Here is a 24,692-nt window from a genome sequence, read left to right as displayed (position 1 = left end):
GGGAAATAGTCTATTATATAAGGAGAATCTGTGAGGAGGGTTTGCATGTCTAATCTCAATATTAAAGCTTTTGTCTTCGATGCTTATGGAACGCTATTTGATGTTCATTCCGTCATTGAAAAGTGTAATGAACTTTTTCCTGATAAAGGGGAGGAGATCAGTCAGGTGTGGCGGCAGAAACAATTGGAGTACAGCTTCCTGCGTCAGCTGATGGGAACGTATAAGACCTTTTTCTCCATCACGAAGGATGCCCTTCATTACGCGTGTGTGCAGGTCGGAGTCGATCTTTCCGATGAAAAGGAGAAGGTGTTACTGGATGCTTATCTTGAATTAACTCATTATGATGAAGTGGAGAGTGTGTTGGGAGAATTAACCTCTCATCAAACAGCGATATTCTCCAATGGTTCCCTGGATATGCTTTCACCACTGGTTGAGCAGTCGTCGTTTGGTCACTTATTGGATGAAGTGCTGACAGTGGATGAGGTGAAGCAATTCAAACCAACACCGATGGCCTATCAGTTTGTTCTAAAAAAGCTTGGTGTCAAAAGGGAGGAAGTCTTATTCATGTCGTCCAATCCATGGGATATTGCAGGAGCAGCCAACTTTGGATTCCATACGGCATGGATCAACCGACAGGATAAAGTAATGGATGAGCTGGGTGTGAAACCCGATTTTGTCTATGGTGATCTGAACGGAATACTGGATCATAAGAGCTAGGAATAAGAGGCGGATCTTCTTGCGTCGTTTTAAGACACAAGATGGATCAGCTTTTCTTTTTCTCGTTGGTTCCGGTTAACTTCAAAAATCTTCCCACTCCCTTTCCGTTTAAATTCATTGTATAGTACAGGTAGATCATTAGACTGGTTTCCTTTCGGTTATAAGAGGAATGCGAAGCTTATAGAAGACTACTACATACTGATTGGGGAGGAAGATCATGACTGAAAAGCTGATTCCGGTATCCGGCGTAGAAGTGGATTCTAAAACAAAATGTAAGCATTATCGAACATCAAAAGATATCATCGCCATTAAATTTAAATGCTGTAACACTTATTATCCGTGCCACTCATGTCACGAAGAAGTGGCGGATCATGATCCCATTCTCTGGTCTCCGGAAGAGTGGAATACGAAAGCGATTCTTTGCGGGGAATGCAAAAACGAGTTAACGATTTTACAATATATGAATTGCCAATCGGTCTGCCCGCATTGTCAGTCCGCTTTTAATCCTGGATGTCAGAACCACTACCACCTGTACTTTGAAGGATGAATGCTAGCAATGTTTCACGTGAAACGAAGGGGATGATGAAATGGAAATGGCGACGTTTGCAGGAGGTTGTTTCTGGTGTATGGTGGAGCCATTTGAGAATCAGGAAGGAATCAAAGAGATCATCTCCGGCTATACTGGGGGGCAGACGCCTGATCCGAATTATAAGGAAGTGACGTCAGGTGAAACCGGTCATTATGAAGCAGTGCAGATCCTATTTGATCCTGCCTTATTTCCGTATGAGAAACTCCTGGATCTTTACTGGAAACAAATTGACCCAACAGATTCCGAAGGACAATTCAAAGATCGGGGAAGCTCATATCGGACCGCGATCTTTTATCACAATGATCATCAAAAAAGGCTCGCGGAGTCCTCTAAAATAGAATTGGAGAAGAGCGGACGGTTTGCAGACCCTATCGTGACCCCAATCCTCCCTGTCAGGGAATTTTATCCTGCAGAAGACTATCATCAGGATTTCCATAAGAAAAATGCTTTCCGATATGCGCTGTACAAACGAAGCAGAGAAGATTTTCTGAAGAAATATTGGCCTAAGGATCGTTCCTATTTAAAAGGAAAGCTAACAGAGATGCAATATTTCGTCACCCAGGAAAACGGGACGGAGCCACCATATGAAAACGAATTCTGGGATAACACGAGAGAAGGAATATACGTGGATATCGTATCGGGGGAACCCCTCTTCACGTCGAAAGATCAGTATGACAGTGGGTGTGGCTGGCCAAGCTTTACAAAGCCGGTGATGAACGCAAGCGTGAGCGAACAATACGATCTCTCCCATCGTTCCACCCGGGTGGAAGTCAGGAGCAGAGAAGCAGATTCCCATCTTGGCCATGTATTTTCCGATGGACCGGGTCCCAAAGGACTTCGCTACTGCATTAACTCTGCAGCTTTGCGGTTTATTCCTAAAGAGAAGCTGGAAGAGGAAGGATATGGTGATTTCCTGATATTGTTTCATCGTCAATAAAGACATGCCGGCCAACAAGGTTAGCCAAAGGGATTCCTCTTTACAAAAAAAGAACAACCGGAAGCAGATGATGTCCCGCCGCCTCCGGTTGTTCTTTATCTATGTTGATCGCTCTTACTGTTGTGGTCGGTTTTTCTTAGTGTTTTCCTGCCCGGTTGTAAACTCGACTAATTCAGAACTCGTGCGATTTCCTCTTTTAGCATTTGTGTTACTTTGAGCATTGCGGTTTCCTTTTTTTGTGCGTCCCATTCAGAATCCCTCCCTAAATAGTCAAGCATTTATAGTTTAAGGAATTACGCAGGAAATATTCTTTTGTATCATGCGACAAAATATGTCAGATACCTTGGTTTTTCAATTTATTTCCCAGGCTATATTCGACAAAAATCTCACGTTTTCTAGAGGTCCGTCCCTCCATCGGTTACTTCAAACCTTGTGAGGGGTTTCTTGGCAGGGCCTTCGATGACGACTCCGTCTATGGAGAAGCGTGAGCCGTGACAAGGGCAGTCCCAGGTGTGGTCTCCATGATTCCACTCGGTTTCGCAGCCGAGGTGGGTACATGTTGTGTCCACGACATGCAATTTTCCCGTTTCATCCCGGAACCCTCCACATCGGCGTCCGTTCAAATTGACGACATCGCCTTCCCCTTTCTCAAGGTCCTCGGGCTTTTTAGATGGGATTTGGAGTTTTCCTTTAATGAGCTCGCCGGCTACATTGAGATTCTCTTTGAAAAAATGCTTGATACTTGGGTCAGCGACAAACCTCGAAGGTGAGTATACGTCTGCATAAATGTGATGATTTCCTAAGATCTGGTCAGAAAGAATCTGGCCGGCTAGAGTACCGGAAGTCATTCCCCACTTATTAAAGCCTGTTGCGACAAAAATCGAGGGGTGTTTTTCCGTCAGCTTTCCGATATAAGGCACTTTATCAAGGGTGGTCAAGTCCTGTGCGGACCAGCGATACTTTACTTCGTCTACCCCGACTACTTCTTCTCCAAATTCCTGCAGTGCCTTGTAGTGGTCCATCGTATCTTTTCCTTGCCCCGTCTTATGTTTATCCCCGCCGATCAGAATGAGTTTTTCACCGTTATCATCCACTTCATAGCGGAGGGAACGGGTTGGATCTTCAGCGCTGATATACATTCCCCCTGGATAGTCCTTCTTGGCTTTCACCCCGAGAATGTAAGAACGTTCTGCATGCAATTTCGTGAAATAAAACCCCATGCCATCATAAAAGGGGAAGTGGGAGCAGATGACGACGAATTCACTATCGAGGTGATATCCGTCCGCCGTGACAACCTGCGTGCTATCTCCTTCATTGATGGTCTTTGCAGTGGTTCCTTCATAGATTTGACCGCCCAATCCTGTATAAGAATCAATCAAGGCTTTTAAATATTTCAATGGATGGAATTGAGCCTGTTTCCCCATCATGATGGCCTTTTTGATATCCAGGTCCAGGGGGATATCTTCTGTGAGCCTACCTGCAATATCCAGCTTCTGATACGCTTCATATTCCTTTTCGATCTTCTCTGCATATTGGTCTGTCGTTGCATACACATACGCGTCTTCTTCTGAAAAATGACATTCGATGTTTTCACTCATAATAGTGTCTTTAATGAACTGAATGGCCTTTGTTTGGGACAAATAATATTTCCTTGCGAACTCTTCCCCGAAATGCTGGATGAGTTCATCATAAATCAATCCGTGCTGTGCGGTGATTTTAGCGGTTGTATGACCGGTCGTGCCGTTCAATATGTGATCAGCCTCTATGAAGGCAACCTTTTTGCCGCCTTTTGCCAACAGGTAAGCAGTGGTGAGCCCCGCTATCCCGCCTCCCACAACTGTCACGTCTACTTTCAGGTTTTGATCCAGCTTTTTAAATAGGGGAAGTTTAGTCGTTTCTCTCCAGTACGGTTCCGGTGTGTTGGAGAATGCATTGTGTTTGTGTGTATCCATATGAACGCTCCTTTAGCTTTCTATTCCTTACCATTCTCTCCCGAAATGAAGAAAAAATAAGTCAAGAAAGAGAAAAAAGAGACTGACCCTGTGATGGAATCAGTCTCGTGAAGCGTTATGACTTATGCATTTTGAAGGATAGGGCCGTATTTCTCAGCAGAATCAACTGTCTGCTTTAATAGCATAGAGATGGTTACAGGTCCAACACCGCCAGGGACCGGTGTGATGGCACTGGCCTTTTCATAGCATGCTTCGTAATCGATGTCCCCGACGTTCCCTTTGTTGTAGCCGGCATCAAGTACGACAACACCTTCTTTTAACCATTCCCCTTGAATGAAATTCGGTTTGCCGACAGCTGCCACGACAATATCTGCAGCAGCCAGGATATCAGGGAGATTCTCTGTATAGGAATGGCAAGTAGTCACGGTTGCGTTTCCGTTCAATAACATCATGGAAACAGGTTTGCCCAGGATCGGACTCCTTCCAACCACGACGGCGTGTTTCCCTTCAAGGGCTACCTCGTAATAATCGATGATGCTCATGATGGCTGCCGGGGTGCAGGATGGGTATTCACCGAATCCCAATGAATTTTGGCCGAAGCCGAGGCTAGTGACACCGTCCACATCCTTTTCGATGGAAATCGCTTCAAAGGCCGCACGTTCGTCGATTTGATGAGGAACGGGGTGCTGTAATAGAATCCCATGTACGGAAGAGTCATCATTCAGCTCCTGAATCACGTCAAGCAATTCTTCGGTTGTCGTTTCTTTTGGCAGGTGGATGCGTCTTGATTCCATTCCGATCTTTGCACAGGCATTTCCTTTCATCTTGACGTACGTAGCTGAAGATGGATCATCTCCGACCAGCACCGTTGCAAGACACGGAGTGATTCCCTTCTCCTTTAGTGCAGCTACTCTTGATTTCAGGCTTTCCTTAATTTCAGATGCAACAAGTTTCCCGTCTAATACCAGTGGTTCCACTGCAATCCCTCCTGATTATAGTAAAAAAAGACAAGGGTATCCCCCTGCCTTCTGCCCAGGCGAACGGCTAATGGCTCATGTTTTGTAAAATTCGCAGCTCCCTTGTGGTTGATTCCACATTTTCGCCAGTCACTGCTCTAATTATCTTCAAACTCATTGTAACACGAATATAAATTAAATTTCCAGTATTAATGTTCGTGTTTTTCTGGAAATACATCAAAAGGCTGAGAGTGTGCTACATCTAATTTTCTATAAGGTTCAACCCCGAATAGATGATTTTTTGCCTTTAATTATTTCATACACTGGGAGTAACAAGAGAAATGAAAGGGGTATGGAATATGTTTGAACATAAAGTCGTCATGATAACGGGTGCTTCAAAAGGACTGGGAAAGGCATTGGCAAGGAAGTTCGCTGAAGAAGGGGCAAAGGTGGCTATCTGTGCAAGAAGTGCTGGTCCACTAAAGGAAGTTGAAAAAGAACTGAAAATGTTGGGAGCGGAAGTGGTGGCACTGGAGGCCGATGTGTCGGATGCCCGTGATGTAGAACGTTTTGTGTCGGTAACGGAAGAAGTGTGGGGAAGCATTGATGTTCTGATAAATAATGCTTCTGTGTTTGGACCGGGGCCACGCCTGTTGGCAGATTATCCAGAGGCGGAGTTTATGGAGGTGCTCAGAATCAATACGTTAAACCCATTTTTAGTAACGAAACGGGTTCTTCCCGGTATGATCAGCAGGGGGACGGGGTCCATCATAAATTTAACTTCAGAAGCGGGCCAAACAGGGTTCAGCGAATGGGGTGCGTACGGTATTTCAAAATTCGCGGTGGAAGGGATGACTCAAACATGGGCTGACGAGCTGGACGGTACAGGTGTGAGGGTGAACATGGTGGATCCGGGTGAGATGGATACGGAGATGCACGACAAGGCTGTACCTGAATGTGATTATCCCCTTGCACATCCACACGATCACCTTGATGTCTTTCTTTACCTCGCATCTGATGCATCGACAAAGGAAAACGGTAAGAGATTCGAAGCACAGGAATTTCACGGGAAAGCGGGGGAGGAGGCATGAATGGACCTTTGAATTCCTTTCACATCCCCTCCAGTTTGAACGCGACCACACCCATCGAACTTCAAGGGTTTGAGAGGGATGACGTGAGGCTGATGGTGCTGGACCGTGAGAACGGCCAGTGTGAACATACTGTATTTAAAAACCTGCCTGATTTTTTAAATGAGGGAGACGTGCTTGTTTTCAATAACAGCAGAACCCTTCCCGCATCACTCAAAGGGAAGCAGGGAAACCGGAATGTCTTCCTTCGCCTTTCCAGGAAAAGAGGCGATAACACGTGGGATGCCCTCATCCTTGGGGACTTCCATCAAGCGGGGGAACCGATTAATTTTCCAGGAGGTGTATCAGGGCACATAAAGGGTCAAGGAAGTGAAAGCCCACTTTTACAGGTTGAGTTCAACAAGGGTGGCAGTGAATTGATGGACTTCATTTTCAAATACGGTGAGCCCATCCGTTATGAATACACCAAGGAGCCCTGGCCCCTGGATTATTACCAGAATGTCTATGGATCGGTACCGGGGTCCGTTGAAATGGCATCTGCCGGAAGGGCTTTTACATGGAGGTTATTACAAGCCTTAAAGGAAAAAGGAGTTGGCATTGTATTCATCCAGCTCCACGCAGGCTTGAGCTACTATGGAAATGATCGCTGGCCGATGCCAGAGCACCATCCTGAAGACTATCAGGTGAGTTCAGAAGCGGTTAAAGAGATACGTCACGCTAAGGATCGGGGGAAGAGGGTCATCGCAGTGGGTACGACGGTTGTTCGGACACTTGAGACGGTCATGACTCAGTACGGGGGGCTGCAGCCTGCTGAAGGTGTCACAAACTTATATATATCCCGTGATACCCCCCTCCAAATCGTAGACGGTCTCATTACGGGGCTACATGAACCTGAAGCGAGTCATTTGGATCTCTTAAAGGCGTTCATGTCAGAGGACAAATTGCGTCATGCCTATCAAACGGCCCTGGAAAAAAACTATAAATGGCATGAATTCGGAGATATGAATGTCATTTTGTAAGGAGAATGAGTATGAGACTTCATCATATTGGGATGAATGTGAAGGACTTGGAGAGATCGAAGGAGTTCTATCAGTCCCATTTTGGATTTGAAAAAGAAATGGTTTTTAAGTGGGGAAGTGAGAACATCCTGTTTTTGAAAAAGGGAGATTGCCGGTTGGAGCTCATAGAGGAACCTGGAGAGGATGACGGAATGAAGCGTACGTTTCTCCATTTAGCATTGGCAGCAGACGATCTGGAAAAGGAAGTTGAATTCGTAAAGTATAAGGGTTTACTGCCTGTGGAAGGCCCCCTTCTTCTTGAAAATGGCTGGAAAGTGGCTTTTTTCTTAGGTCCTGATGGCGAAATCATTGAGTTTATTGAAGAGTAGTGGGTAGCTTATATCTTTTTCATGTCATGAATCCGGCTGATTTATCCCCACCAACCCCATAGGTTTTATGAAATTTTTTTGTCCGGCATTCTGTGATACAGTTATCCGGGTAATAAATGAAATGACTATGGTGTAGGAAGGGATTTTCATGAATAAAGAAAAGAGTTTACGCTGGTCGTTTTTCTTTGTGGGGCTCCTCGTCCTGTCGTTTGGCATCAGCTTGACGATCAAAGGGAAAGACCTCGGAATCGGGCCTTGGGATGTATTTCACTATGGATTATTCAAGCAGCTTGGTCTGACGATCGGGACGTGGTCCATCATTGTGGGCTTCATCATCCTGTTTGTGACAGGTGTCGGGACCAGGTCATTTCCTAAAGCCGGTGCGTTTATCAATATGCTGTTAATTGGAATTTTCATAGATGTATTCAATTTTTTACTGCCTGATCCACAATCTTTCCTGGCAGAAGCCATCGTGTTTGCCATTGGGATCGTGGTGATCGGATACGGAATCGGCCTGTACGTATCAGCCGACCTCGGAGCGGGGCCACGGGATAGTCTCATGCTGCTGGTCGTTGAGAAAACGGGTTGGAAAGTGCAATGGGTACGGAATGGAATGGAAATCATCGTGTTCTTCTTCGGGTGGTTACTGGGCGGTCCTGTAGGGATCGGTACTGTGATCATCGCACTCGGACTCGGTTCCATCGTTGGATTTTCATTGCCTCAAAGCAAAAAGCTGCTACACTTTCTCATTGCAAGACAGATGACAAAACGAGACAATCCTTTAGCAAGCTAAGGGTTGTCTTTTTTTTATTTGGAAAAGGTTTTTCAAACGATCATCCAGAAGTATGATAGAGAGTTTTGATTATCGGGATCTATTATGTGAGAAGGAATGGGTGGGAATATGAAAGAGCTTGTAGACTATTGTTATCTCTGTCAAGAGCCCCTCTTTTGTTTGGACGGTTTCTTTAACGGTGTTCAAATCGGGGACGGAAAGAGCTGCTGTTTTGAATGTGAAGAACGTCATAAGGAGGAGACTTTACATGAGTCATGAGTATGCTGTTAAACTGATTGCCCGTTTGAAAGATCATCAAAACAGTGATAACCGGGAAGCGATGGAAGCCTATATGAGAAATCAGTTTGAGTTCTTTGGCATCAGGACACCGGAGCGCACTCTCTTGCTCCGGGATTTTCTGAAGGAGAACGGGAAACCAGACAATGAAGAATTTCCTGATATTGTTCGTTCTCTCTGGTCGGAACCTCAGCGTGAATGTCAATACGTCGCTCTAGGGCTGATCGATAAACAATCAAGGTACTTAACTAAAGAGCATCTTCCCCTTTTGGAAGAAATGATCGTAACGAAATCCTGGTGGGACACGATTGATCATATCGCTTCCAATCATGTCGGGAAAATCTATCAAAAAGAAGAAGCTGACACATACTTAGAGAAATGGATTCACTCAGATAATATGTGGTTAAACCGCATCGCCATCCTCCATCAATTAAAATATAAGACGGAAACCGATGAGGCACGCCTATTCAGGTATATCGGCATGCATCGTCAATCGAAGGAATTCTTTATCCAGAAGGCCATCGGCTGGGCCCTGAGGGAGTATTCAAAAACGAATCCCGAAGCGGTGAAGGACTTCATTGCTTCAGAGGAGCTGGCTTCATTAAGTGTCCGGGAAGGATTGAAGCATGTGAATCGTAAAGAAAAGGTGGAGAAATAAGGGGAAATTCCTATTTATCTTTCAGGTATTCACCCGGACCCCAATCTAGTATAAAGTAAAGAAAGATAGATTTGAGAGGGGCATTGGATATGAATTGGAATGATTGCATCGAGAGAACGAATACGCACTCCGTTAAATGGTCATTTCCTGACGGGGATGTGATCCCTATGTGTATAGCCGACATGGACTTCAAAGTTTCTTCTGCCATTGTGGAAGCACTGAACAAGAAGGCACGACACGGCATATACGGCTATACGACGTTTAGCGATCGATACTTTGCGTCCATTATGTCATGGTGGAAAAGGCGCTTCCAAATGGATATAAAGAAAGAATGGATCAGCTTCAGTCCGGGGATCATCCCTGGCATCAATGTGGTTCTGTCCGTGTTGACAGAACCTGGGGACGGGGTCATCATTCAGGATCCGGTTTATTATCCTTTCTATAGCACGATTGAGAATCACGGCTGTTCAGTGATGAAAAATACATTACTCTATAAAGACGGCGTCTATTCCATTGATTTCGAGGATCTGGAAGAGAAAGCGAGCGGGTCCAGAACCAAGATCCTTATTCTCTGCAGCCCCCATAATCCTGTTGGGCGGGTGTGGACGAAAGAGGAACTGAGGAAAATCGGTGATATCGCCAAACGTCACGATTTATGGATCATCTCTGACGAAATGCATGGAGACTTAGTGTATGAAGGGTATGAACATATCCCTCTCTTTAAAGGGGATGAAAGTTTGTTGGAGAGAAGCGTCCTATGTGCTGCTCCAAGTAAAACGTTTAACATAGCAGGACTGCAAACCTCCATTCTACTAATTCCGAATGAAACTGTAAGGGAGAAGTATCAGGCCAAGCTCACAGGCTTTGGACTGATGCGGCCGAATGTGTTTGGGATTGAAGGCACCATCGCGGCTTATGAGGAAGGGGAACCGTGGCTGAAGGAGCTCCTAATGGTGTTGGAAGAGAATAAACAGTATGTAGAGAACTATCTAGGGCAGCATTTGCCGGAGCTTAGGGCCATCCAGCCACAGGCCACTCATCTGATCTGGATCGACTGCACCGGTCTCGAAATGAAAGGGGAAGAACTATGCAGATTCTTCCTGGAAAAAGCCCGAGTCAAATTCGACGAAGGTTTCAAATTCGGAGAAAGCGGCCAACCCTTCGTCCGAATGAACATCGCCTGCCCCAAAGAACGGGTCGATCTGGCACTAAGAAGAATGAACGAAGCCATACTCGAACACCGTGTCCAAGGCAAAATGCTTAAATAACCAACCAAGATGAACAAAAGTGACCGCTTTTGTTCATTTTTTATTCTCAACCACCACTTCCTTACTAAAAAACCTGAAGTTTTCCAACCATTCAGGGAACACTAACATAAAACCGAAATCTGAAGATATTTTTTGTCCATCACAAAAAAACATGTTAAACTAAAAAAGAGAACAATCCTTAGAAAACACAAAGAACCAACGGATAAATATTGTATTTTTGGAGTGGACATTTGTTTTTAAAACGCTTACATAACAGGAGGACGAGAATATGACAAGCAAGACATTAGATCTCTTTCTACAAGAAAACCTTGAAGACTTAAAATCACGCGGTTTGTATAATGAAATCGATCCATTGCAGGGTGCTAATGGACCGGTGATCACCATTAACGGGAAAAAACTCGTGAACTTATCTTCAAATAACTATCTGGGACTCGCCACAGATGAACGCCTGAAAAAGGTAGCGATCGAAGCGGTGAAGGAATACGGTGTTGGAGCAGGAGCTGTCCGTACGATCAATGGGACGCTTGATCTTCATGTGAAGCTTGAGGAAAAGCTTGCGGAATTTAAAGGGACAGAGGCGGCGATTGCGTACCAATCAGGATTCAACTGCAATATGGCCGCCATCTCAGCCGTGATGGATAAGAATGACGCCATCCTTTCAGATGAACTGAATCACGCATCCATCATTGACGGATGCCGTCTGTCAAAAGCCAAGATCATCCGTTTTGGTCACTCCGATATGGAAGATCTTCGTGCAAAAGCGAAAGAGGCGAAGGAATCTGGTCAATACAACAAAATCATGATCATCACGGATGGTGTATTCTCGATGGACGGAGATGTGTGTAAGCTTCCTGAAATCGTCGAAATCGCAGAAGAATTCGATATCATGACATATGTAGACGATGCCCACGGTTCAGGTGTCCTTGGTAAAGGTGCAGGTACGGTCAAACACTTTGGTTTGTCTGATAAAGTTGACTTCCAAATGGGTACGTTATCAAAAGCCATCGGGGTAGTCGGCGGATATGTAGCTGGAACTCAAAACCTGATTGATTGGTTGAAAGTCCGTTCCCGTCCATTCTTATTCTCCACATCCTTGACACCGGCAGATGTAACAGCTTGTACGGAAGCCCTTGATCTCATCATGAATTCGACTGAGCTTCAGGATAATATGTGGGAAAACAGCCGTTATCTGAAGGAAGAACTGACGAAGCTTGGATTTGACATTGGAAACAGTGAGACACCAATCACACCTGTGATCATCGGCGAAGAGCAGGCAACACAGAACTTCAGTAAGCGCCTGTATGAGGAAGGGGTTTATGCGAAATCCATCGTGTTCCCAACCGTACCAAGAGGCACAGGCCGTGTCAGAAACATGCCTTCCGCCGCACATACGAAGGAAATGCTTGATCAGGCGGTTGCTGCGTACGAGAAGGTCGGCAAAGAAATGGGCATCATTTAAAGAAACAGCATAGGGACCGGCACTTAGTCGGCCCTGTCTTTATACGATATCACCAAAGGTAAATGCAGGAGGAAAGACGATGAAAAAGATTTTAGTAACGGGTGCCCTTGGACAGATCGGATCTGAGCTCACCAATAAAATGCGTGAAGTATACGGTTCGGATAACGTCATCGCAACGGATATTCGTGAAACGGATAGTCCGGTCGTAAAGAACGGTCCTTTCGAGCAGCTTGACGTAACGAATGCAGAAAAAATGTTCGACATTGCCAAGACCCATAACGTGGATACGATCATTCACTTAGCCGCTCTATTATCTGCCACAGCAGAAGCGAAACCGCTTCTCGCTTGGAACCTGAATATGGGCGGACTTGTGAATGCCCTTGAGACATCAAGAGAATTAGGATGCCAATTCTTCACACCAAGTTCCATCGGAGCATTCGGCCCATCCACACCGAAGGATTCAACACCGCAGGATACGATCATGCGCCCTACGACCATGTACGGAGTAAACAAAGTATCCGGGGAGCTTCTTTCAGATTACTACTTCACGAAATTTGGAGTGGACACCAGGGGGTTGCGTTTCCCTGGACTTATTTCATATGAAACCCTCCCAGGCGGTGGAACGACGGACTATGCTGTAGAAATCTACTATGAGGCAATCAAGAATAATGAGTACACTTCTTATATCGGGGAAGGCACTTACATGGATATGATGTATATGCCGGATGCCCTGAATGCCATCATCGACCTGATGGAAGCAGACGGTTCAAAGCTTGAGCATCGCAATTCCTTCAATGTGTCAGCCATGAGCGTGGCGCCTGAAGACATTGCCGGAGCGATCCGTGTCCACCAGCCGGATTTTAAACTGAATTATAACGTCGATTCTGTTCGCCAAAGTATTGCCGAAAGCTGGCCAAACGCCATCGATTCCAGTGCAGCCACGAACGAATGGGGTTTTAAAGTGGAATACGATTTAGCCAAAATGACATCGGATATGCTTGATAAACTGAAAACGAAGTAAGTGGAAGGATCCCTCTGCAGGTCAGGGGGATTTTTTTGCGTTCCTTAAAATATATAAAGCGACAAAAAATGACATTTGTAGAAGGGGACATGATATACTTCAATTAACAGAAAAAAGAAATCCAACAGAAACAGTTCAAAACAGTGATAATGAAAGGTTTCTTATAAATCGCTTGGTGGTACATATGAACTATATAAGCCAAAAACCCAAAAATATGAAAGTAAGAGTGAGGCTGGTACTTAGATGGCAGAGAAAATGAATAGCAAGGAACGGACATTCCACAGGTTTATCATAATGTTAATGGCTCTTTCCCTATTACAGGTCATCGTCATACTCATACTTGATTCACCATGGGACGCCCTCGCTTCACTTCTTCTCATGTGCGCCTTAGTGGGGGTCCTCCTCATCCTATTAAAAAAGGGGAACCGGTTCATGAGGCGGCACCAAAAGCTGTTGGAAGAAGAAAATCAGCTCTCGACCCTTCTTCATTCCCTACCCGATTTTGTCTGTTTCAAAGATGGGGAAGGTCGCTGGTTGAAGGTGAATCAGTTTGGGCGGAAGCTGTATAATCTTGAGGACATTGATTATGTCGGCAAGACGGATAGGGAGCTGGGCAAACTGGTCCCATTCTTTAAAGACGCCTTTGACTATTGCATCGATTCTGATGAGGAGTCATGGAAGGCAGAGCAAGTCACACGATGTGAAGAAGGGTTTTATCTTCCGAACGGAGAGTTCAAAACCTTTGACGTCATTAAAGTCCCTTTATTTCATTCGAATCATGAACGAAAGGGACTGGTCATCATCGGCAGGGATATTTCCCAGCAAAAGATCGCAGAAGAAATGCTGTTACGGAAAGAGAAGCTATCCGTTGTGGGGGAACTTGCGGCAGGGATCGCACATGAAATCAGAAACCCCCTCACAAGCATCAAAGGCTTCATTCAACTGTTGGAAGAAAACGAGCATGTATCCGGCCACTACCTTAAAGTCATGTCTTCTGAAATGGACAGGATCAATCAAATCGTTGGTGAGCTGCTTATTTTATCCAAGCCCCAAATGAGGGAATATCAGCCATTTGATATGAGTGACGTCCTGAGGTATGTCGCCAAGGTTATGGAGCATGAAGCCCTTCTTAAAGGCATCACATTGAATATCCAGCTTCCATCCTCCCCGATTCATGTGTTCGGGGATAAGAATCAATGCATACAAGTCTTTATCAATATTATTAAAAATGCCATTGAGTCCATGGATGAAGGGGAAATCGATGTCGACTGGAAAATAAGGAATGAGTCTGTTCATATCATCATCGAGGATGAGGGAACCGGTATCCCTCCCGAAAGATTGAAGCGACTCGGGGAGCCGTTCTTCACCCTGAAGGAAAAGGGTATGGGACTCGGACTTACGATCAGTCAAAAAATCATCGAAGACCATAAAGGATCCCTTCAGATTGATTCACAGGTGAATAAAGGTACGAAAGTGGAAGTCACGTTTCCCGTGGATCAAAATAGTTAACACTTCAATCAAAAAACCCCAGGTTCGAATCCGAACCTGGGGTTTCCTATTGCTTAAAAGATCATATGAGCAATCGCTACAATCACAAGTAATGTCAAGAATGTACGCTGCAGGAAGATGATGACGAGATCCTTGAAATCGACCGGGATCTTGGAACCAAGGAGCAGTCCGCCAACTTCTGACATGTAGATCAATTGTGTGACCGATAGGCAGGCGATGACAAAACGCGTCAGCTCACTTTCGATACCGGATCCGAAGATGGCCGGCAGGAACATATCAGCAAATCCGACAAGGATGGAGCGAGAAGCTTCCGTTGCTTCCGGGATTTGCAGTAGCTCCAGGATCGGAATAAGCGGCATACCAATGTATTCAAAGAACTTCGTATTCTCCGCAACAATCAGGGCTGTTGTCCCAATCGCCATGACAATCGGTGCCACACCCATCCACATATCCAGCACATTTTTCATTCCATCTGTGAAGAACTTGGATGCACTGTTGTTGTTTTTCGCCTGTACAAGAGCCTGCTCGTAACCATATCCGACACGGCTGTATCCTTCAGGAATCACTTCCATCGTGTCCTTCCCTTCCTGACCATTGAAGTACGTGTCAGGCTTGCGGGATAAAGGCGGGATCCGAGGCAGGATAATCGCTGCGAGAAGCCCAGACGCCGCTACCGTGAGATAGAACGGGATGAAGTATTCTCCAAGGTTCACCTGTGAAATGACCACGAGACAGAAGGTGATGGAAACGACAGAGAAGGTTGTCCCGATGACCGCTGCTTCCTTCTTCGTATAGTATCCATCTTCGTACTGCTTACTTGTCAATAACACGCCGATCGTTCCGTCTCCTAGCCAAGATGCTAAGCAGTCAATGGAAGAACGACCCGGAAGGCCGAATACGGGTCGCATGATTTTCGTTAAAAGTGCCCCGAATAATTCCAGTAATCCGAAATTCAATAATAGTGGCAGGAAAAGCCCTGCAAATAGAAAGACAGAAAAGAGAATGGTAAGGAGTCCGTCGGGGTTTAATAGAAGTCCCCCTGTTGCATCTGACCAGACCCATTCAGGTCCCAATTTAAATAGAGTCATAACGGCAAAGACGGCGCCGACTACTCTGACAACGGCCCATACAGGCCGAACATCGAATAGACTGGAGAAAAATGGTGATTTTTCAATAAAATCTGGATGTGCGAGCTTTGTAATGAACGTCCCGATGACCGTCAGGAGGATTAAACCTGTCATAATGGCTGGTACATAGCTTCCGATCCAATCCTGAAGAAGCCCGGATAGGACCGCAATCGGTATCGTAATTCCGTCTTTACCCGGAACCGGTATCATAAATAAGAAAACTCCCAATAAGGAAGGGATGATAAATCGAAAATGACTTGTTAGTGTAAAGCGATGTTGCTGATTCATAAATTCACCTCAGATGTAGTTGTAACGGAAAATGAAACATTATTCATTTTAATGCATACATATAAATTTGTCCATAGAAAGTTGCGGCAAGGAAGATTATGTATTCCTCAGTTGGTTTTCCCGAAGGATGGATGGGTGAAACATAAAATTTTAATAAAATGCAGGTAATCATGAATACAAAAAAGAAAGCGCTATCTTTCAGTACGTTTCTTATTTTACTAAAATTTTAAAAAATTTCAATAATAACATGGGAATAAGGTGAGTTTCGAACTAAAAAAAGATTTTATTCTAATGTAAATAGAGGTTTATCATTTGTTTAAGTGGGTATAAAGAATTCATACCTTGGATAGTCAGGAGATGTAATCGATGACGTCTTTAACAAAACTTACAGAAGAGCAATTGACCAATGTGTATCAACTGGCACAGGAAGAAGGATTGGAAGAAGAGTTTATTGAGATGCTAGAAGGGGAGATGGAAAGAAGGGAAAGCGTACGCTAGAAGACATTCGAATATAATAGATAATGAACGTCCATACATAACGGCCGGTCTCTCAGGGAGGCCGGCCTTTTTATTCATCCAAAGAAAAAAGCACCATCAACTGAAAATGGTGCTTTCGCTTTTTCCGTTATAAAAACAGTAACCCGAGTGAAATGACAATTCCACTGATGACAAGGATGATCACACAATATCCCATGATATCTTTTGCCTTCAGTCCTGCAATGGCAAGGGCCGGTAATGCCCAGAACGGCTGGATCAGGTTGGTCCACGCATCTCCCCACGCAACGGCCATGGCGGTCTTGGCGACCGATGCATCGAGGGTTTGGGCGGCATCGAGCATGATCGGAGCCTGAACAGCCCACTGCCCGCCACCGGACGGAACGAAGAAGTTGACGATTCCTGCGCTCAGGAAGGCAAAGAAGTAAAACGTCACATCATTTGAAATCGATACGAAAGCTTCACTCATGACGACAGCAAGTCCTGACGCTGTCATCATCCCCATGATTCCCGCGTAGAAAGGGAACTGGATGACAATCCCGCTTGCCCCCTTAATGGCTTCCTGTACAGCGGCAAGGAAGCGTTTCGGCGTACCATGAAAGAGAATCCCGAGAAATAGGAACAGAAAGTTTACGATATCTAAATTTAGTGCGAAACCATTTTTAGCAAAGTACGAGAATAAGAATACAATTCCGAGCACCGCCACAATAATCGATAAGATCATGCTGTTCTCAAGTTTATCGGCAGGAGTCATCCTTTCTTTTTCAAGAGTGGCAGCTGTCTCATTGAAGAGATCAGGGTCAACCGTTATTGTCTCGTCTTTCGCCGGCATTAACATCCTGTTGGTGATCGGAAGGACGATAAATAATGCTGCCACAATGATGAGAGTGGACGCTGCAAAGATGGTTTCATTCGTCGAGATGACCCCGATCAAATCCTGGAAGGGATGACCGTCAGTCGCGATCGACAACGGAATCGAGCCTGAGAACCCTGCATGCCAGACCACGAATCCCGAGTAGGCACTTGCAATGAGCAACCGGTAATCGACGCCTTTCACCCGTTTGGCCAGTTCTTTTGCAAATAATGCTCCGATGACAAGTCCGAATCCCCAGTTGATCCAGCTTGCAATCATGGAAACGACGGTCACGATTACAATGGCAGAACCAGGAGACTTTGCAAACGAAGCAAGAAACCCGAGGAACCGTTTAAACAATGGACTGCTCGCAAGAACGTATCCTGTCACAAGGACCAGCACCATCTGCATGGAAAAGGCAAGCAGGCTCCAGAAGCCGTCCCCCCAATACTGAACCATCTCAAGGCTCGAACTTTCAGTGAAAATGAGCCCAAGACCGAACACGACCAATGTTAAAATGACCACAAACAAAAATGGATCCGGTAAATAACGCTGCATGATTTTGTTAGATAATGAAATAAGTCCTTTCATCTTCATCCCCCTTATAGAAATATATCTCCATACTATTCTTCTATAGTGGTGAATGAAAACCCTTTCATTTTGTGTGAAATTAAAAAAGCGCCCTACTCTTTTCAAGAGTAGGGACGCCAATCAAATGTTATTTTTTAACCGGTCCTGCTCCTTCTTTCTTTTCTTTCCGGAGAAGTCTAAATAACGTCACACACATCAGGATCAGGATTACGGTGAATGGAAGTGCAGATACGAGAGAAGCGGTCTGTAATCCCTCGAGACCACTGGATACGAGCAATACTGCTGCAATGGCGGCAATCAATACTCCCCAAACGATCTTCACGATCATTGGAGGGTTCAGGCTCCCTTCTGTCGTCATACTGCTTAAAATGTACGTTGCTGAGTCAGCCGACGTGATGAGAAAGGTAAAGATCAAAAGAATCGATTGGACGGAGAGGACCATGGTGAAGGGAAGTTCACCATAGGTTGAAAATAGGGCACTCGTCACATCTTTTTTGACTCCTTCCGCAATCGAGGTGCCGCTGAATAAATCCAAGTGTAGGGCAGTTCCCCCAAAGACGGCGATCCACATAAGGGCAATCAGCGGTGGAACGACCAGAACGCCCACAATGAATTCCCTGATCGTCCTCCCCCGCGATACCCGTGCGATAAAGGCACCGACGAAAGGAGACCAGGCGATGGCCCAGGCCCAGTAGAATATCGTCCAGTCCTGTACCCATGTCCCGCCCTGATAAGGCGTCAGGCGTAAGCTGTATCGGATGAAATTTGAAATATAATCACCGATTCCAAGAGTGAACGTATTTAAGATGAACACCGTCGGACCGACGATAAAGACAAAGAGCATCAGAATAAGAGCCAGGGATAAATTGAGATTACTGAGCCATTTAATCCCTTTATCAAGTCCTGTCGTTGAAGACGCTAAATAAAGCACGAGCAGAATCAATACGATCACCAATTGAGTCAGTGTACCGCTTCCTATTCCAAAGACGGAACTCAATCCTCCGTTGATCTGCAGGATCCCGAGTCCGAGTGAAGTAGCGACGCCCATGACCGTTGCGATGACCGCGAGTATATCTATGGTGTTTTTAATACCCCGTGAACCTTTACGTTGACCGATCATGGGAGAGAGGGAAGTAGAAACGAGTCCATCCTCTCCTTTTCTGAATTGAAAGTAAGCAATGATCAATCCGACAATCGTAAAGACCGACCATTGGCTGACACCCCAGTGGAAAAAGGCATAACCCATTGCGAGGCGTGCTGCTTCCTCTGTTTGAGGTTCTACACCTGGAATCGGGGTTTCAAAGAAGTGACTCATCGGTTCTGCAATTCCCCAGAACACAAGTCCGATCCCGAACCCGGCGGAAAATAACATACCGATCCAGGTGAAGAATGGATATTGTGGTCGTTCGTCATCCTTTCCAAGCCGGATTTTCCCATATTTGCTTCCCATAAGGAAAAGCAGGAATAGTACGAAGAAAAACACGGCCGCGAGATAAAACCATCCAAACGAATAGGTGGTGAAACCAAAGGCAGCATTCGCTCCTTTTGCGAAAAGTTTCGGAAAAGAAGCGCCAAAAACAACTAAGATGGACACAATAATAGCTGAAATCCAAAACACTTTGTTCAAATATGTACGGTTACCCATGAATGTTCCTCCTGACGTAATAGACGAGCGTTCTCCTTATTTCCATACCCTAATTCTCCCAGGGTATTCATATCAGGAGGGTGTTCAGTATAAAACCATAAAAGGTTCATGATACAATAGCTTAATTAAGAATATTCAACAACAGGAAGGTGTTTACAAAATGATTACATTCATTGCTACAGATATGGACGGAACGTTATTAAATGAAAATCAGGAAATCAGTGATGCGAATAAGCAGGCTATCCTGGATGCACAGCAGCAGGGAATTGAAGTGGTGGTTGCCACAGGCAGGTCATATGAGGAAGCCCGTTATGTCATAGAGGAAGCAGGAATCTCATGCGATATCGTCTGTGCCAATGGAGCAGAAGTGCGGAATAAACAAGGTGAAATCATCTATCAGGCAGGGATTGAATCAGCACGCGCAAAAGAGATTGCCGCTGTCTTGAATGAAACAGGCATTTACTTTGAAATCTACACAGATCAGGGAACGTATACGGAAGACTATGATATGGGAGTCGAGTTGATCGTCAATATCTTCACAACGGCCAATCCCGGCGTATCAGAAGAACAGGTGAGACAAGCTGCCAGGGAACGATTTGAAAAAGGGCATATCAAGCTGGTGGAAGATTACGGGGTCCTGTTCGAGGATGACAGCCAGCTTGTATACAAATTCCTTGTCTTCTCCTTTGATGACAGGCAATTACAAGAAGCCAACAGGAAATTAAGTGAACTATCAGGCATCGCCATCAGTTCATCCGGGAAAGAAAATATTGAAGTGAACAGCCTTGAGGCACAAAAAGGCGTCGCTCTTGAGAAACTCCTGAAGGATAAAGGGCTTTCCCCTGAAAACGCCATGGCCATGGGAGATAACCTAAACGATCTGTCCATGATGAAAGTAGTCGGCAGACCCGTCGCCATGGGGAATGCCCTGGAGCAGATTAAAGATTTCTGTCCATTCATCACGGCATCGAATAAAGAGGATGGTGTGGCTAAAGCCATCCAGGAAGTGATCCAGCAACCGGCAAAGTAATGAGAACTCCTTCTGTTGTCCATACTGGTTTAAAAAGAGTGAATAAGGGGAGCTGGTAGGATGAAAATCAAAATGAGTTGGCTCGTGTTGATCATGAGTCAGAGTTTATTACTTAGTGCGTGCTCGTTCGGACAACCAGATATGCAACAGGAAGAAAGTGAATCCGTCACCAGACCGAGTGTCGAGAGTAAAGTGGTGGCAAAGGGTCTCTCCATTCCCTGGTCCATCCAGAAGCAGGGTGATGTTTTCTATATCACTCAGCGGACTGGGGGAATCGTTGAGATAATGAATGGGAAGAAGTCTGTGGTGAAAACCAGTCTTTCGAAGCCACTATCGGATCGCCCTGAAGCGGGATTGTTGGGATTAGTACTTCATCCGGATTTCAAATCGAATCAGCAGGCTTTTGCTTATTATACGTACCAGGATTCCGGTGATAATTTCAACCGGGTCGTAACCCTGAGGCGGACTGCAAACGAATGGACCGAGGAAAAAGTAATGTTGGACCGGATTCCAAGCGGTCAGTATCATCAAGGAGGCAGGCTTGAAATCGGGCCAGATCAAAAACTTTACATTACGACAGGGGATGCCACCAGGCAGGATCATGCTCAAGATCTATCCTTCCTTGGTGGGAAAATTCTACGCCTGGATTTGTATGGAGGAACCCCGTCCGATAATCCATTTAAAGATTCACCTGTTTACAGCTACGGCCACCGGAATCCCCAAGGTCTTGCCTGGAATCAGGATGGTGAGCTCTATGAAACGGAACATGGCCCGAATGGCTTTGATGAAGTCAACTTGATTCAAGCCGGAAACAATTACGGATGGCCAAAGATCACAGGAGATGAAAAGGGAGAGTCCCTGATCTCCCCTCTGGCACACTCCGGGGAACCTTCATGGGCCCCTTCTGGAGCGGACTTCTGGAAAGGTGATCTTGTATTTGCTTCCCTCGCTGGTCAGAGTGTAAAACGGTTTGAACCGGAATCAGGGGAAGTAACCGATCTTCTTACTGGATTTGGACGTGTCAGGGATGTGCTGGTGGAAGGGGACACCCTTTATTTTGTCTCCAACAACACAGATGGACGCGGAATCCCCCGTGAGAACGATGATAAGTTGTATGAAGTGGATTTGAAGTCAGTGATGAAGGAAGAATAGAAGGACGGTAACCTCCCTTATCTGTGGGAGGTTTTTTTGCAAAAAAAAACACGCTCTAAAGCGTGTTCATGAATGTTTATTTTCATCATTGGCTTTTAGAATCGCAATCACGAACATCCCAAAACTGAGCATCAGAGATAATACTTCGAATGTATTCATTGTATACATCGCCTCCTTATTCTAAGGCTTCCCGGATTCAAGATTGTCCTATACACTTGAAATAAATGGAATATTCTTTCTCGTTCTTACTGCTTCTTTTCGTCAAATAAACCCGGGACATTTTCCAATGAATAGTCCCGTACATACCGGATCAATTTGATTTTTAACTCCTGTTCAAGGTCGTCCCTGTTTTCGAGTCGGGTGAGGTACAATGATTTCCTGATTTTCGGTTCGAATCTCCGGATGACCTTCGTTTCATTTCCCGTGTTACCCTTCGCTTCTTTGACTAGGTCGTATAAAATTCCCATGGTTTATTGATTCTCCTTTTTCTAAAATGGATTTTAATCTGCGTAAAGCTTTTCGATGTGTTTTCGAGACGGCTTGTTGTGATACGCCGAGCATTCGTGCGATTTCCGTATTCGATAATTCCTGCACATAGGCTAAATCGAGGATATGCTTCTGTTTGTCGGTCAATGTTTTATACGCCTGAAGGAGTTCCTCATTCTCCAGGCATTCCATCAAGGTCGAATACATGGTGAAAGGTGTGATATCCGATGCCGGATCCGGAACAAGGTCGACATATGATCCGCCATCTTCACCGATCTGGTTATCGAGGGTAAGAGGATGACGTTCGCTATATTTTCTTATATGTTTGTCAAAGTTCACACTGTGATAATAAAGGGATGAACTGACGTAAGAAGTAAACCGGATATCAAAATAATAGGCTTTAAAAGCTTCGTTTAAATGATCTTCCTTACTTGCAGTGGGGTGACGTAAAAAATCTTCGACTAACTTCCGGTTCTCCGTTTGACTGATAAAGGAATCAACGGCTTTATTGTATTTGAGATGAGAATAATGACGATAAAATTCACTCACTAATGAATCCATTTTTTCACCACCAATAGAACATATGTTCGATTTTAAAGTAAAAAAAAGAGGAGAAAACATCTCTCTGCTTTTACTTTATAAAGAAGCGGAAGGGGGGCATTTCCACAACCTTCTTCTCTATAATCGTTCCATAGTACTATCTATTAAATCATACATAGCAGAATGAAGTAAGTGATGAATGCACTAATTTTCCCTTATTATCCACTTATTAGAACGATTTATGATTTTATCAAGGGGTTGAAGGGTAGTTTATATAATATAGTATACAAGGTTCATTCTCTATGAAAGGGAAGTGATGGGATGGGTGGTAAATCGATGTTCGCCTTTCTTCTGGTAGGTTTATTGCTGAGTGGATGTGCGACAGAGGATCAGAAGGACGAGCAGGATTCTACTGAAGTCAATTCGGATGTACCTGCTGCCGAAACGGATCAGCCTGCGAATAAGGTGGATGTTCTGGCCAACGATGAAAAGATCATAGAAATGTTAAAGAAGACCGGAGTCATCTCGGAAGACGCTTCACATGAAGAGATTGAAAAGGCACTTCAAAAATACCTCCAGGATAAAAACAGTGACCAGCTCACCAATGAAAAAGAAAAGAAAAAATATATTGATGAAATTAAAAAGAAGATTCAAGAGGGCAGCTAGAAACTGGAAACGGGCAAGGGTGAATAACCTTTGCCCGTTCTTGTGCCTCCTGGAATCAGCGCATGACGCTGCCCCCGGAAATTTTGACTGATTCCCCGACAATGTTTTCGGCAGCATCACTTAATAGATAGACGATGGTGTTCGCGACTTCAACAGGGGAGGTTAATCTTCCTGAAGGAATGCTGTCCTTCGCAATCTCCAATTGTGCCTCATAGCTTCTGCCTTCTCGTTCCCCTTTGGATTTGATGGCGTTTCGTCCCATTTCTGTATCGACATACCCGGGACAGATGGCGTTCACTCTAATATTATGCTGTATTGCTTCATGGGCAAAGGCCTGCGTGAACCCTGTCACAGCAAATTTCGACGCACTGTACGCACTGTTTCCGTGGGTGCCTCTCAGTCCGGAGAGGGAAGAGATGTTGACGATCGCTCCACTTTTCCCGAACTTCATTTGGTTAAAGACTGCCTGGGAGAGCTGGACCAGTGAAAAATAGTTTAACTCCATGATTTTTCGCAAATCTTCTTCTGTCAGTTTCTCCACCAGATCACCACCGCCGATCCCGGCTGAATTCACAAGACCTGTGATGGGGCCGTGCTCATCTCTTGCCGCGGATAAAAGCTTTTCGCGGTCTTCGGTACTCATAAGATCCGCTTTATACAGGAAGACCCTGGAAGGATCTTGGCATTCTGCTTTCAACTGATTCAGCTTTTCTTCATTCCGACCCGTAATCGTCACCTTGGCACCTGCCTGAATGGCTACCTTCGCCGTTTCATATCCGATGCCGCCAGTGGCACCGGTGATAAGGATATGCTGGTCTTTCAACGTGCTTTCATGGAATAGGAAACTCATTATATTACCTCCTTGTGATGTATAGTAGGTTTTACCCGATGGGGGGAGGTGGGAAACGGGAGGCGGCGGTTTTGAAAATAAAATCCCGGTTTTGAAAATAGGTTCAACGTCAATTGTTGGGGTGAAGTGAGTTTTGCTTCACCCTTATCCAATATGCGTGCCCATTCTTTTATACTTATGTGTCAGTAAAATCTTTGCTCGAAAACGAAGAAAGCTTCTAAAGCCAAATGCGTTTCGTTTCATCACTTTCGTTAAGTTGTTTATGCCCTCTAAAAACCCGTTTGAATAGTTATATCGAAAGCTATTCAATATTTCATTTTGCCAATTCTTTAGTGTTTGGGCAGAACTTGGGCAGAACG

At 45.0% G+C, this 24,692-nt stretch carries 27 protein-coding genes and 1 riboswitch; of the genes, 16 read left to right on the top strand and 11 right to left on the bottom strand.

Features of this window, described 5'->3' with window-relative positions; translation table 11 throughout:
• Positions 1–45 precede the first annotated feature (45 nt).
• From AM506_RS17955 to msrB, 3 genes are all read left to right on the top strand, one after another.
• On the top strand, positions 46–717 hold the full coding sequence (locus AM506_RS17955) for a haloacid dehalogenase type II (RefSeq protein WP_060673997.1): 672 nt from the start codon (positions 46–48) through the stop codon (positions 715–717).
• Positions 718–934: 217 nt separating this feature from the next.
• The gene (locus AM506_RS17950; protein ID WP_060673995.1) at positions 935–1,264 is read left to right on the top strand and encodes a CHY zinc finger protein; all 330 of its coding nucleotides are present in this window, start codon (positions 935–937) and stop codon (positions 1,262–1,264) included.
• A gap of 40 nt (positions 1,265–1,304) precedes the next feature.
• The gene (msrB, locus tag AM506_RS17945) at positions 1,305–2,243 is read left to right on the top strand and encodes a peptide-methionine (R)-S-oxide reductase MsrB (protein ID WP_060673993.1); all 939 of its coding nucleotides are present in this window, start codon (positions 1,305–1,307) and stop codon (positions 2,241–2,243) included.
• Between the two features lie 114 nt (positions 2,244–2,357).
• Here the strand turns inward: msrB and AM506_RS23345 are convergent, their stop codons facing one another.
• The 3 genes from AM506_RS23345 to AM506_RS17935 form a co-directional block, all read right to left on the bottom strand.
• Positions 2,358–2,492 (bottom strand): hypothetical protein, encoded by a 135-nt coding sequence (locus tag AM506_RS23345; RefSeq protein ID WP_258264487.1) that lies wholly within the window; start codon positions 2,490–2,492, stop codon positions 2,358–2,360.
• Positions 2,493–2,638: 146 nt separating this feature from the next.
• Positions 2,639–4,195, bottom strand: a complete 1,557-nt coding sequence (locus AM506_RS17940) for an FAD-dependent oxidoreductase (protein ID WP_060673991.1) — start codon at positions 4,193–4,195, stop codon at positions 2,639–2,641.
• A gap of 122 nt (positions 4,196–4,317) precedes the next feature.
• The gene (locus AM506_RS17935) at positions 4,318–5,172 is read right to left on the bottom strand and encodes a bifunctional 5,10-methylenetetrahydrofolate dehydrogenase/5,10-methenyltetrahydrofolate cyclohydrolase (RefSeq protein WP_440480358.1); all 855 of its coding nucleotides are present in this window, start codon (positions 5,170–5,172) and stop codon (positions 4,318–4,320) included.
• Between the two features lie 46 nt (positions 5,173–5,218).
• A riboswitch (ZMP/ZTP riboswitch) is annotated at positions 5,219–5,315 on the bottom strand.
• 195 nt (positions 5,316–5,510) lie between these two features.
• Here AM506_RS17935 and AM506_RS17930 point away from each other — a divergent pair.
• The 9 genes from AM506_RS17930 (at position 5,511) to AM506_RS17890 (ending at position 14,610) form a co-directional block, all read left to right on the top strand.
• Positions 5,511–6,242, top strand: coding sequence for an SDR family NAD(P)-dependent oxidoreductase (locus AM506_RS17930; RefSeq protein ID WP_060674074.1), 732 nt, complete (start codon positions 5,511–5,513; stop codon positions 6,240–6,242).
• Complete coding sequence (locus AM506_RS17925; protein ID WP_060673987.1) at positions 6,239–7,258, top strand: S-adenosylmethionine:tRNA ribosyltransferase-isomerase; 1,020 nt, start codon at positions 6,239–6,241, stop codon at positions 7,256–7,258. Before AM506_RS17930 ends, AM506_RS17925 begins: the two co-directional genes overlap by 4 nt.
• Positions 7,259–7,269: 11 nt before the next feature.
• A complete protein-coding gene (locus tag AM506_RS17920) occupies positions 7,270–7,626 on the top strand; it encodes a VOC family protein (protein WP_060673985.1) in 357 nt (118 codons plus the stop codon).
• A gap of 148 nt (positions 7,627–7,774) precedes the next feature.
• Positions 7,775–8,419 (top strand): YczE/YyaS/YitT family protein, encoded by a 645-nt coding sequence (locus AM506_RS17915; protein WP_060673983.1) that lies wholly within the window; start codon positions 7,775–7,777, stop codon positions 8,417–8,419.
• A gap of 247 nt (positions 8,420–8,666) precedes the next feature.
• Complete coding sequence (locus AM506_RS17910; RefSeq protein WP_060673981.1) at positions 8,667–9,353, top strand: DNA alkylation repair protein; 687 nt, start codon at positions 8,667–8,669, stop codon at positions 9,351–9,353.
• Positions 9,354–9,442: 89 nt separating this feature from the next.
• Entirely contained in the window at positions 9,443–10,621 is a 1,179-nt protein-coding gene (locus AM506_RS17905; RefSeq protein WP_060673979.1) for a MalY/PatB family protein, read from the top strand.
• A gap of 268 nt (positions 10,622–10,889) precedes the next feature.
• Positions 10,890–12,080 (top strand): glycine C-acetyltransferase, encoded by a 1,191-nt coding sequence (locus AM506_RS17900; protein WP_060673977.1) that lies wholly within the window; start codon positions 10,890–10,892, stop codon positions 12,078–12,080.
• Positions 12,081–12,159: 79 nt separating this feature from the next.
• Positions 12,160–13,101, top strand: a complete 942-nt coding sequence (locus AM506_RS17895; RefSeq protein ID WP_060673975.1) for an L-threonine 3-dehydrogenase — start codon at positions 12,160–12,162, stop codon at positions 13,099–13,101.
• Positions 13,102–13,344: 243 nt separating this feature from the next.
• Complete coding sequence (locus tag AM506_RS17890; RefSeq protein ID WP_060673973.1) at positions 13,345–14,610, top strand: ATP-binding protein; 1,266 nt, start codon at positions 13,345–13,347, stop codon at positions 14,608–14,610.
• 53 nt (positions 14,611–14,663) lie between these two features.
• Here AM506_RS17890 and AM506_RS17885 read toward each other — a convergent pair whose 3' ends face one another.
• A complete protein-coding gene (locus tag AM506_RS17885; RefSeq protein WP_060673971.1) occupies positions 14,664–16,025 on the bottom strand; it encodes a YjiH family protein in 1,362 nt (453 codons plus the stop codon).
• 366 nt (positions 16,026–16,391) lie between these two features.
• On the opposite strand from AM506_RS17885, the gene sda reads away from it, so the two are divergent.
• Positions 16,392–16,523, top strand: a complete 132-nt coding sequence (gene sda, locus AM506_RS22270) for a sporulation histidine kinase inhibitor Sda (protein ID WP_079532306.1) — start codon at positions 16,392–16,394, stop codon at positions 16,521–16,523.
• Positions 16,524–16,650: 127 nt separating this feature from the next.
• Here the strand turns inward: sda and AM506_RS17880 are convergent, their stop codons facing one another.
• Together AM506_RS17880 and AM506_RS17875 are read right to left on the bottom strand one after the other, a co-directional pair.
• Complete coding sequence (locus AM506_RS17880) at positions 16,651–17,964, bottom strand: short-chain fatty acid transporter (RefSeq protein ID WP_060673968.1); 1,314 nt, start codon at positions 17,962–17,964, stop codon at positions 16,651–16,653.
• A gap of 127 nt (positions 17,965–18,091) precedes the next feature.
• Positions 18,092–19,609, bottom strand: coding sequence for a BCCT family transporter (locus tag AM506_RS17875; RefSeq protein ID WP_060673966.1), 1,518 nt, complete (start codon positions 19,607–19,609; stop codon positions 18,092–18,094).
• 160 nt (positions 19,610–19,769) lie between these two features.
• Here AM506_RS17875 and AM506_RS17870 point away from each other — a divergent pair, with 160 nt between their 5' ends.
• Positions 19,770–20,639 (top strand): Cof-type HAD-IIB family hydrolase, encoded by an 870-nt coding sequence (locus AM506_RS17870; RefSeq protein WP_060673964.1) that lies wholly within the window; start codon positions 19,770–19,772, stop codon positions 20,637–20,639.
• A 60-nt stretch (positions 20,640–20,699) separates the two neighbouring features.
• Positions 20,700–21,791: a PQQ-dependent sugar dehydrogenase gene (locus tag AM506_RS17865; protein ID WP_060673962.1), complete on the top strand. Its 1,092-nt coding sequence runs from the start codon at positions 20,700–20,702 to the stop codon at positions 21,789–21,791.
• 66 nt (positions 21,792–21,857) lie between these two features.
• On the opposite strand, the gene AM506_RS23185 is transcribed toward AM506_RS17865, so the two are convergent.
• The 3 genes from AM506_RS23185 to AM506_RS17855 all read right to left on the bottom strand — a co-directional run bounded on the left by AM506_RS23185 (position 21,858) and on the right by AM506_RS17855 (position 22,838).
• Positions 21,858–21,950, bottom strand: a complete 93-nt coding sequence (locus AM506_RS23185; RefSeq protein ID WP_219169586.1) for a putative holin-like toxin — start codon at positions 21,948–21,950, stop codon at positions 21,858–21,860.
• Positions 21,951–22,036: 86 nt separating this feature from the next.
• Complete coding sequence (locus tag AM506_RS17860) at positions 22,037–22,258, bottom strand: hypothetical protein (protein WP_060673960.1); 222 nt, start codon at positions 22,256–22,258, stop codon at positions 22,037–22,039.
• Complete coding sequence (locus tag AM506_RS17855) at positions 22,218–22,838, bottom strand: sigma-70 family RNA polymerase sigma factor (protein ID WP_060673958.1); 621 nt, start codon at positions 22,836–22,838, stop codon at positions 22,218–22,220. The genes AM506_RS17860 and AM506_RS17855 overlap by 41 nt, the downstream gene beginning before the upstream one ends.
• A 300-nt stretch (positions 22,839–23,138) precedes the next feature.
• Here AM506_RS17855 and AM506_RS17850 point away from each other — a divergent pair, with 300 nt between their 5' ends.
• Complete coding sequence (locus tag AM506_RS17850; RefSeq protein ID WP_152968627.1) at positions 23,139–23,483, top strand: hypothetical protein; 345 nt, start codon at positions 23,139–23,141, stop codon at positions 23,481–23,483.
• Positions 23,484–23,538: 55 nt separating this feature from the next.
• Here the strand turns inward: AM506_RS17850 and AM506_RS17845 are convergent, their stop codons facing one another.
• Positions 23,539–24,333, bottom strand: a complete 795-nt coding sequence (locus AM506_RS17845; protein WP_060673954.1) for an SDR family NAD(P)-dependent oxidoreductase — start codon at positions 24,331–24,333, stop codon at positions 23,539–23,541.
• A gap of 144 nt (positions 24,334–24,477) precedes the next feature.
• Positions 24,478–24,692, bottom strand: a 215-nt coding sequence (locus AM506_RS17840) for a transposase (RefSeq protein ID WP_160316897.1), incomplete at its 5' end; no start/stop codon positions are given.

The sequence above is a fragment of the Rossellomorea vietnamensis genome, from assembly GCF_001305855.1.
Classification (GTDB): Bacteria; Bacillota; Bacilli; order Bacillales; family Bacillaceae_B; genus Rossellomorea; species Rossellomorea vietnamensis_A.
The sequence above is the reverse complement of the archived record's forward strand: the minus strand, read 5'-3'. Positions and strand labels throughout refer to the sequence as shown.

What these genes read in the sequence shown, in the direction of transcription:
- AM506_RS17925 (WP_060673987.1), top strand. Translation starts at nt 6,239, where the DNA reads ATGAATGGACCTTTGAATTCCTTTCACATCCCCTCCAGTTTGAACGCG.
- AM506_RS17950 (WP_060673995.1), top strand. Translation starts at nt 935, where the DNA reads ATGACTGAAAAGCTGATTCCGGTATCCGGCGTAGAAGTGGATTCTAAA.
- AM506_RS17940 (WP_060673991.1), bottom strand. Translation starts at nt 4,195, where the DNA reads ATGGATACACACAAACACAATGCATTCTCCAACACACCGGAACCGTAC.
- AM506_RS17910 (WP_060673981.1), top strand. Translation starts at nt 8,667, where the DNA reads ATGAGTCATGAGTATGCTGTTAAACTGATTGCCCGTTTGAAAGATCAT.
- AM506_RS17870 (WP_060673964.1), top strand. Translation starts at nt 19,770, where the DNA reads ATGATTACATTCATTGCTACAGATATGGACGGAACGTTATTAAATGAA.
- AM506_RS17920 (WP_060673985.1), top strand. Translation starts at nt 7,270, where the DNA reads ATGAGACTTCATCATATTGGGATGAATGTGAAGGACTTGGAGAGATCG.
- AM506_RS17865 (WP_060673962.1), top strand. Translation starts at nt 20,700, where the DNA reads ATGAAAATCAAAATGAGTTGGCTCGTGTTGATCATGAGTCAGAGTTTA.
- AM506_RS17875 (WP_060673966.1), bottom strand. Translation starts at nt 19,609, where the DNA reads ATGGGTAACCGTACATATTTGAACAAAGTGTTTTGGATTTCAGCTATT.
- AM506_RS17880 (WP_060673968.1), bottom strand. Translation starts at nt 17,964, where the DNA reads ATGAAAGGACTTATTTCATTATCTAACAAAATCATGCAGCGTTATTTA.
- AM506_RS17845 (WP_060673954.1), bottom strand. Translation starts at nt 24,333, where the DNA reads ATGAGTTTCCTATTCCATGAAAGCACGTTGAAAGACCAGCATATCCTT.
- sda (WP_079532306.1), top strand. Translation starts at nt 16,392, where the DNA reads ATGACGTCTTTAACAAAACTTACAGAAGAGCAATTGACCAATGTGTAT.
- AM506_RS17930 (WP_060674074.1), top strand. Translation starts at nt 5,511, where the DNA reads ATGTTTGAACATAAAGTCGTCATGATAACGGGTGCTTCAAAAGGACTG.
- AM506_RS17885 (WP_060673971.1), bottom strand. Translation starts at nt 16,025, where the DNA reads ATGAATCAGCAACATCGCTTTACACTAACAAGTCATTTTCGATTTATC.
- AM506_RS17850 (WP_152968627.1), top strand. Translation starts at nt 23,139, where the DNA reads ATGGGTGGTAAATCGATGTTCGCCTTTCTTCTGGTAGGTTTATTGCTG.
- AM506_RS17895 (WP_060673975.1), top strand. Translation starts at nt 12,160, where the DNA reads ATGAAAAAGATTTTAGTAACGGGTGCCCTTGGACAGATCGGATCTGAG.
- AM506_RS17900 (WP_060673977.1), top strand. Translation starts at nt 10,890, where the DNA reads ATGACAAGCAAGACATTAGATCTCTTTCTACAAGAAAACCTTGAAGAC.
- AM506_RS17890 (WP_060673973.1), top strand. Translation starts at nt 13,345, where the DNA reads ATGGCAGAGAAAATGAATAGCAAGGAACGGACATTCCACAGGTTTATC.
- AM506_RS23345 (WP_258264487.1), bottom strand. Translation starts at nt 2,492, where the DNA reads ATGGGACGCACAAAAAAAGGAAACCGCAATGCTCAAAGTAACACAAAT.
- AM506_RS17860 (WP_060673960.1), bottom strand. Translation starts at nt 22,258, where the DNA reads ATGGGAATTTTATACGACCTAGTCAAAGAAGCGAAGGGTAACACGGGA.
- AM506_RS17955 (WP_060673997.1), top strand. Translation starts at nt 46, where the DNA reads ATGTCTAATCTCAATATTAAAGCTTTTGTCTTCGATGCTTATGGAACG.
- AM506_RS17905 (WP_060673979.1), top strand. Translation starts at nt 9,443, where the DNA reads ATGAATTGGAATGATTGCATCGAGAGAACGAATACGCACTCCGTTAAA.
- msrB (WP_060673993.1), top strand. Translation starts at nt 1,305, where the DNA reads ATGGAAATGGCGACGTTTGCAGGAGGTTGTTTCTGGTGTATGGTGGAG.
- AM506_RS17915 (WP_060673983.1), top strand. Translation starts at nt 7,775, where the DNA reads ATGAATAAAGAAAAGAGTTTACGCTGGTCGTTTTTCTTTGTGGGGCTC.
- AM506_RS17855 (WP_060673958.1), bottom strand. Translation starts at nt 22,838, where the DNA reads ATGGATTCATTAGTGAGTGAATTTTATCGTCATTATTCTCATCTCAAA.
- AM506_RS23185 (WP_219169586.1), bottom strand. Translation starts at nt 21,950, where the DNA reads ATGAATACATTCGAAGTATTATCTCTGATGCTCAGTTTTGGGATGTTC.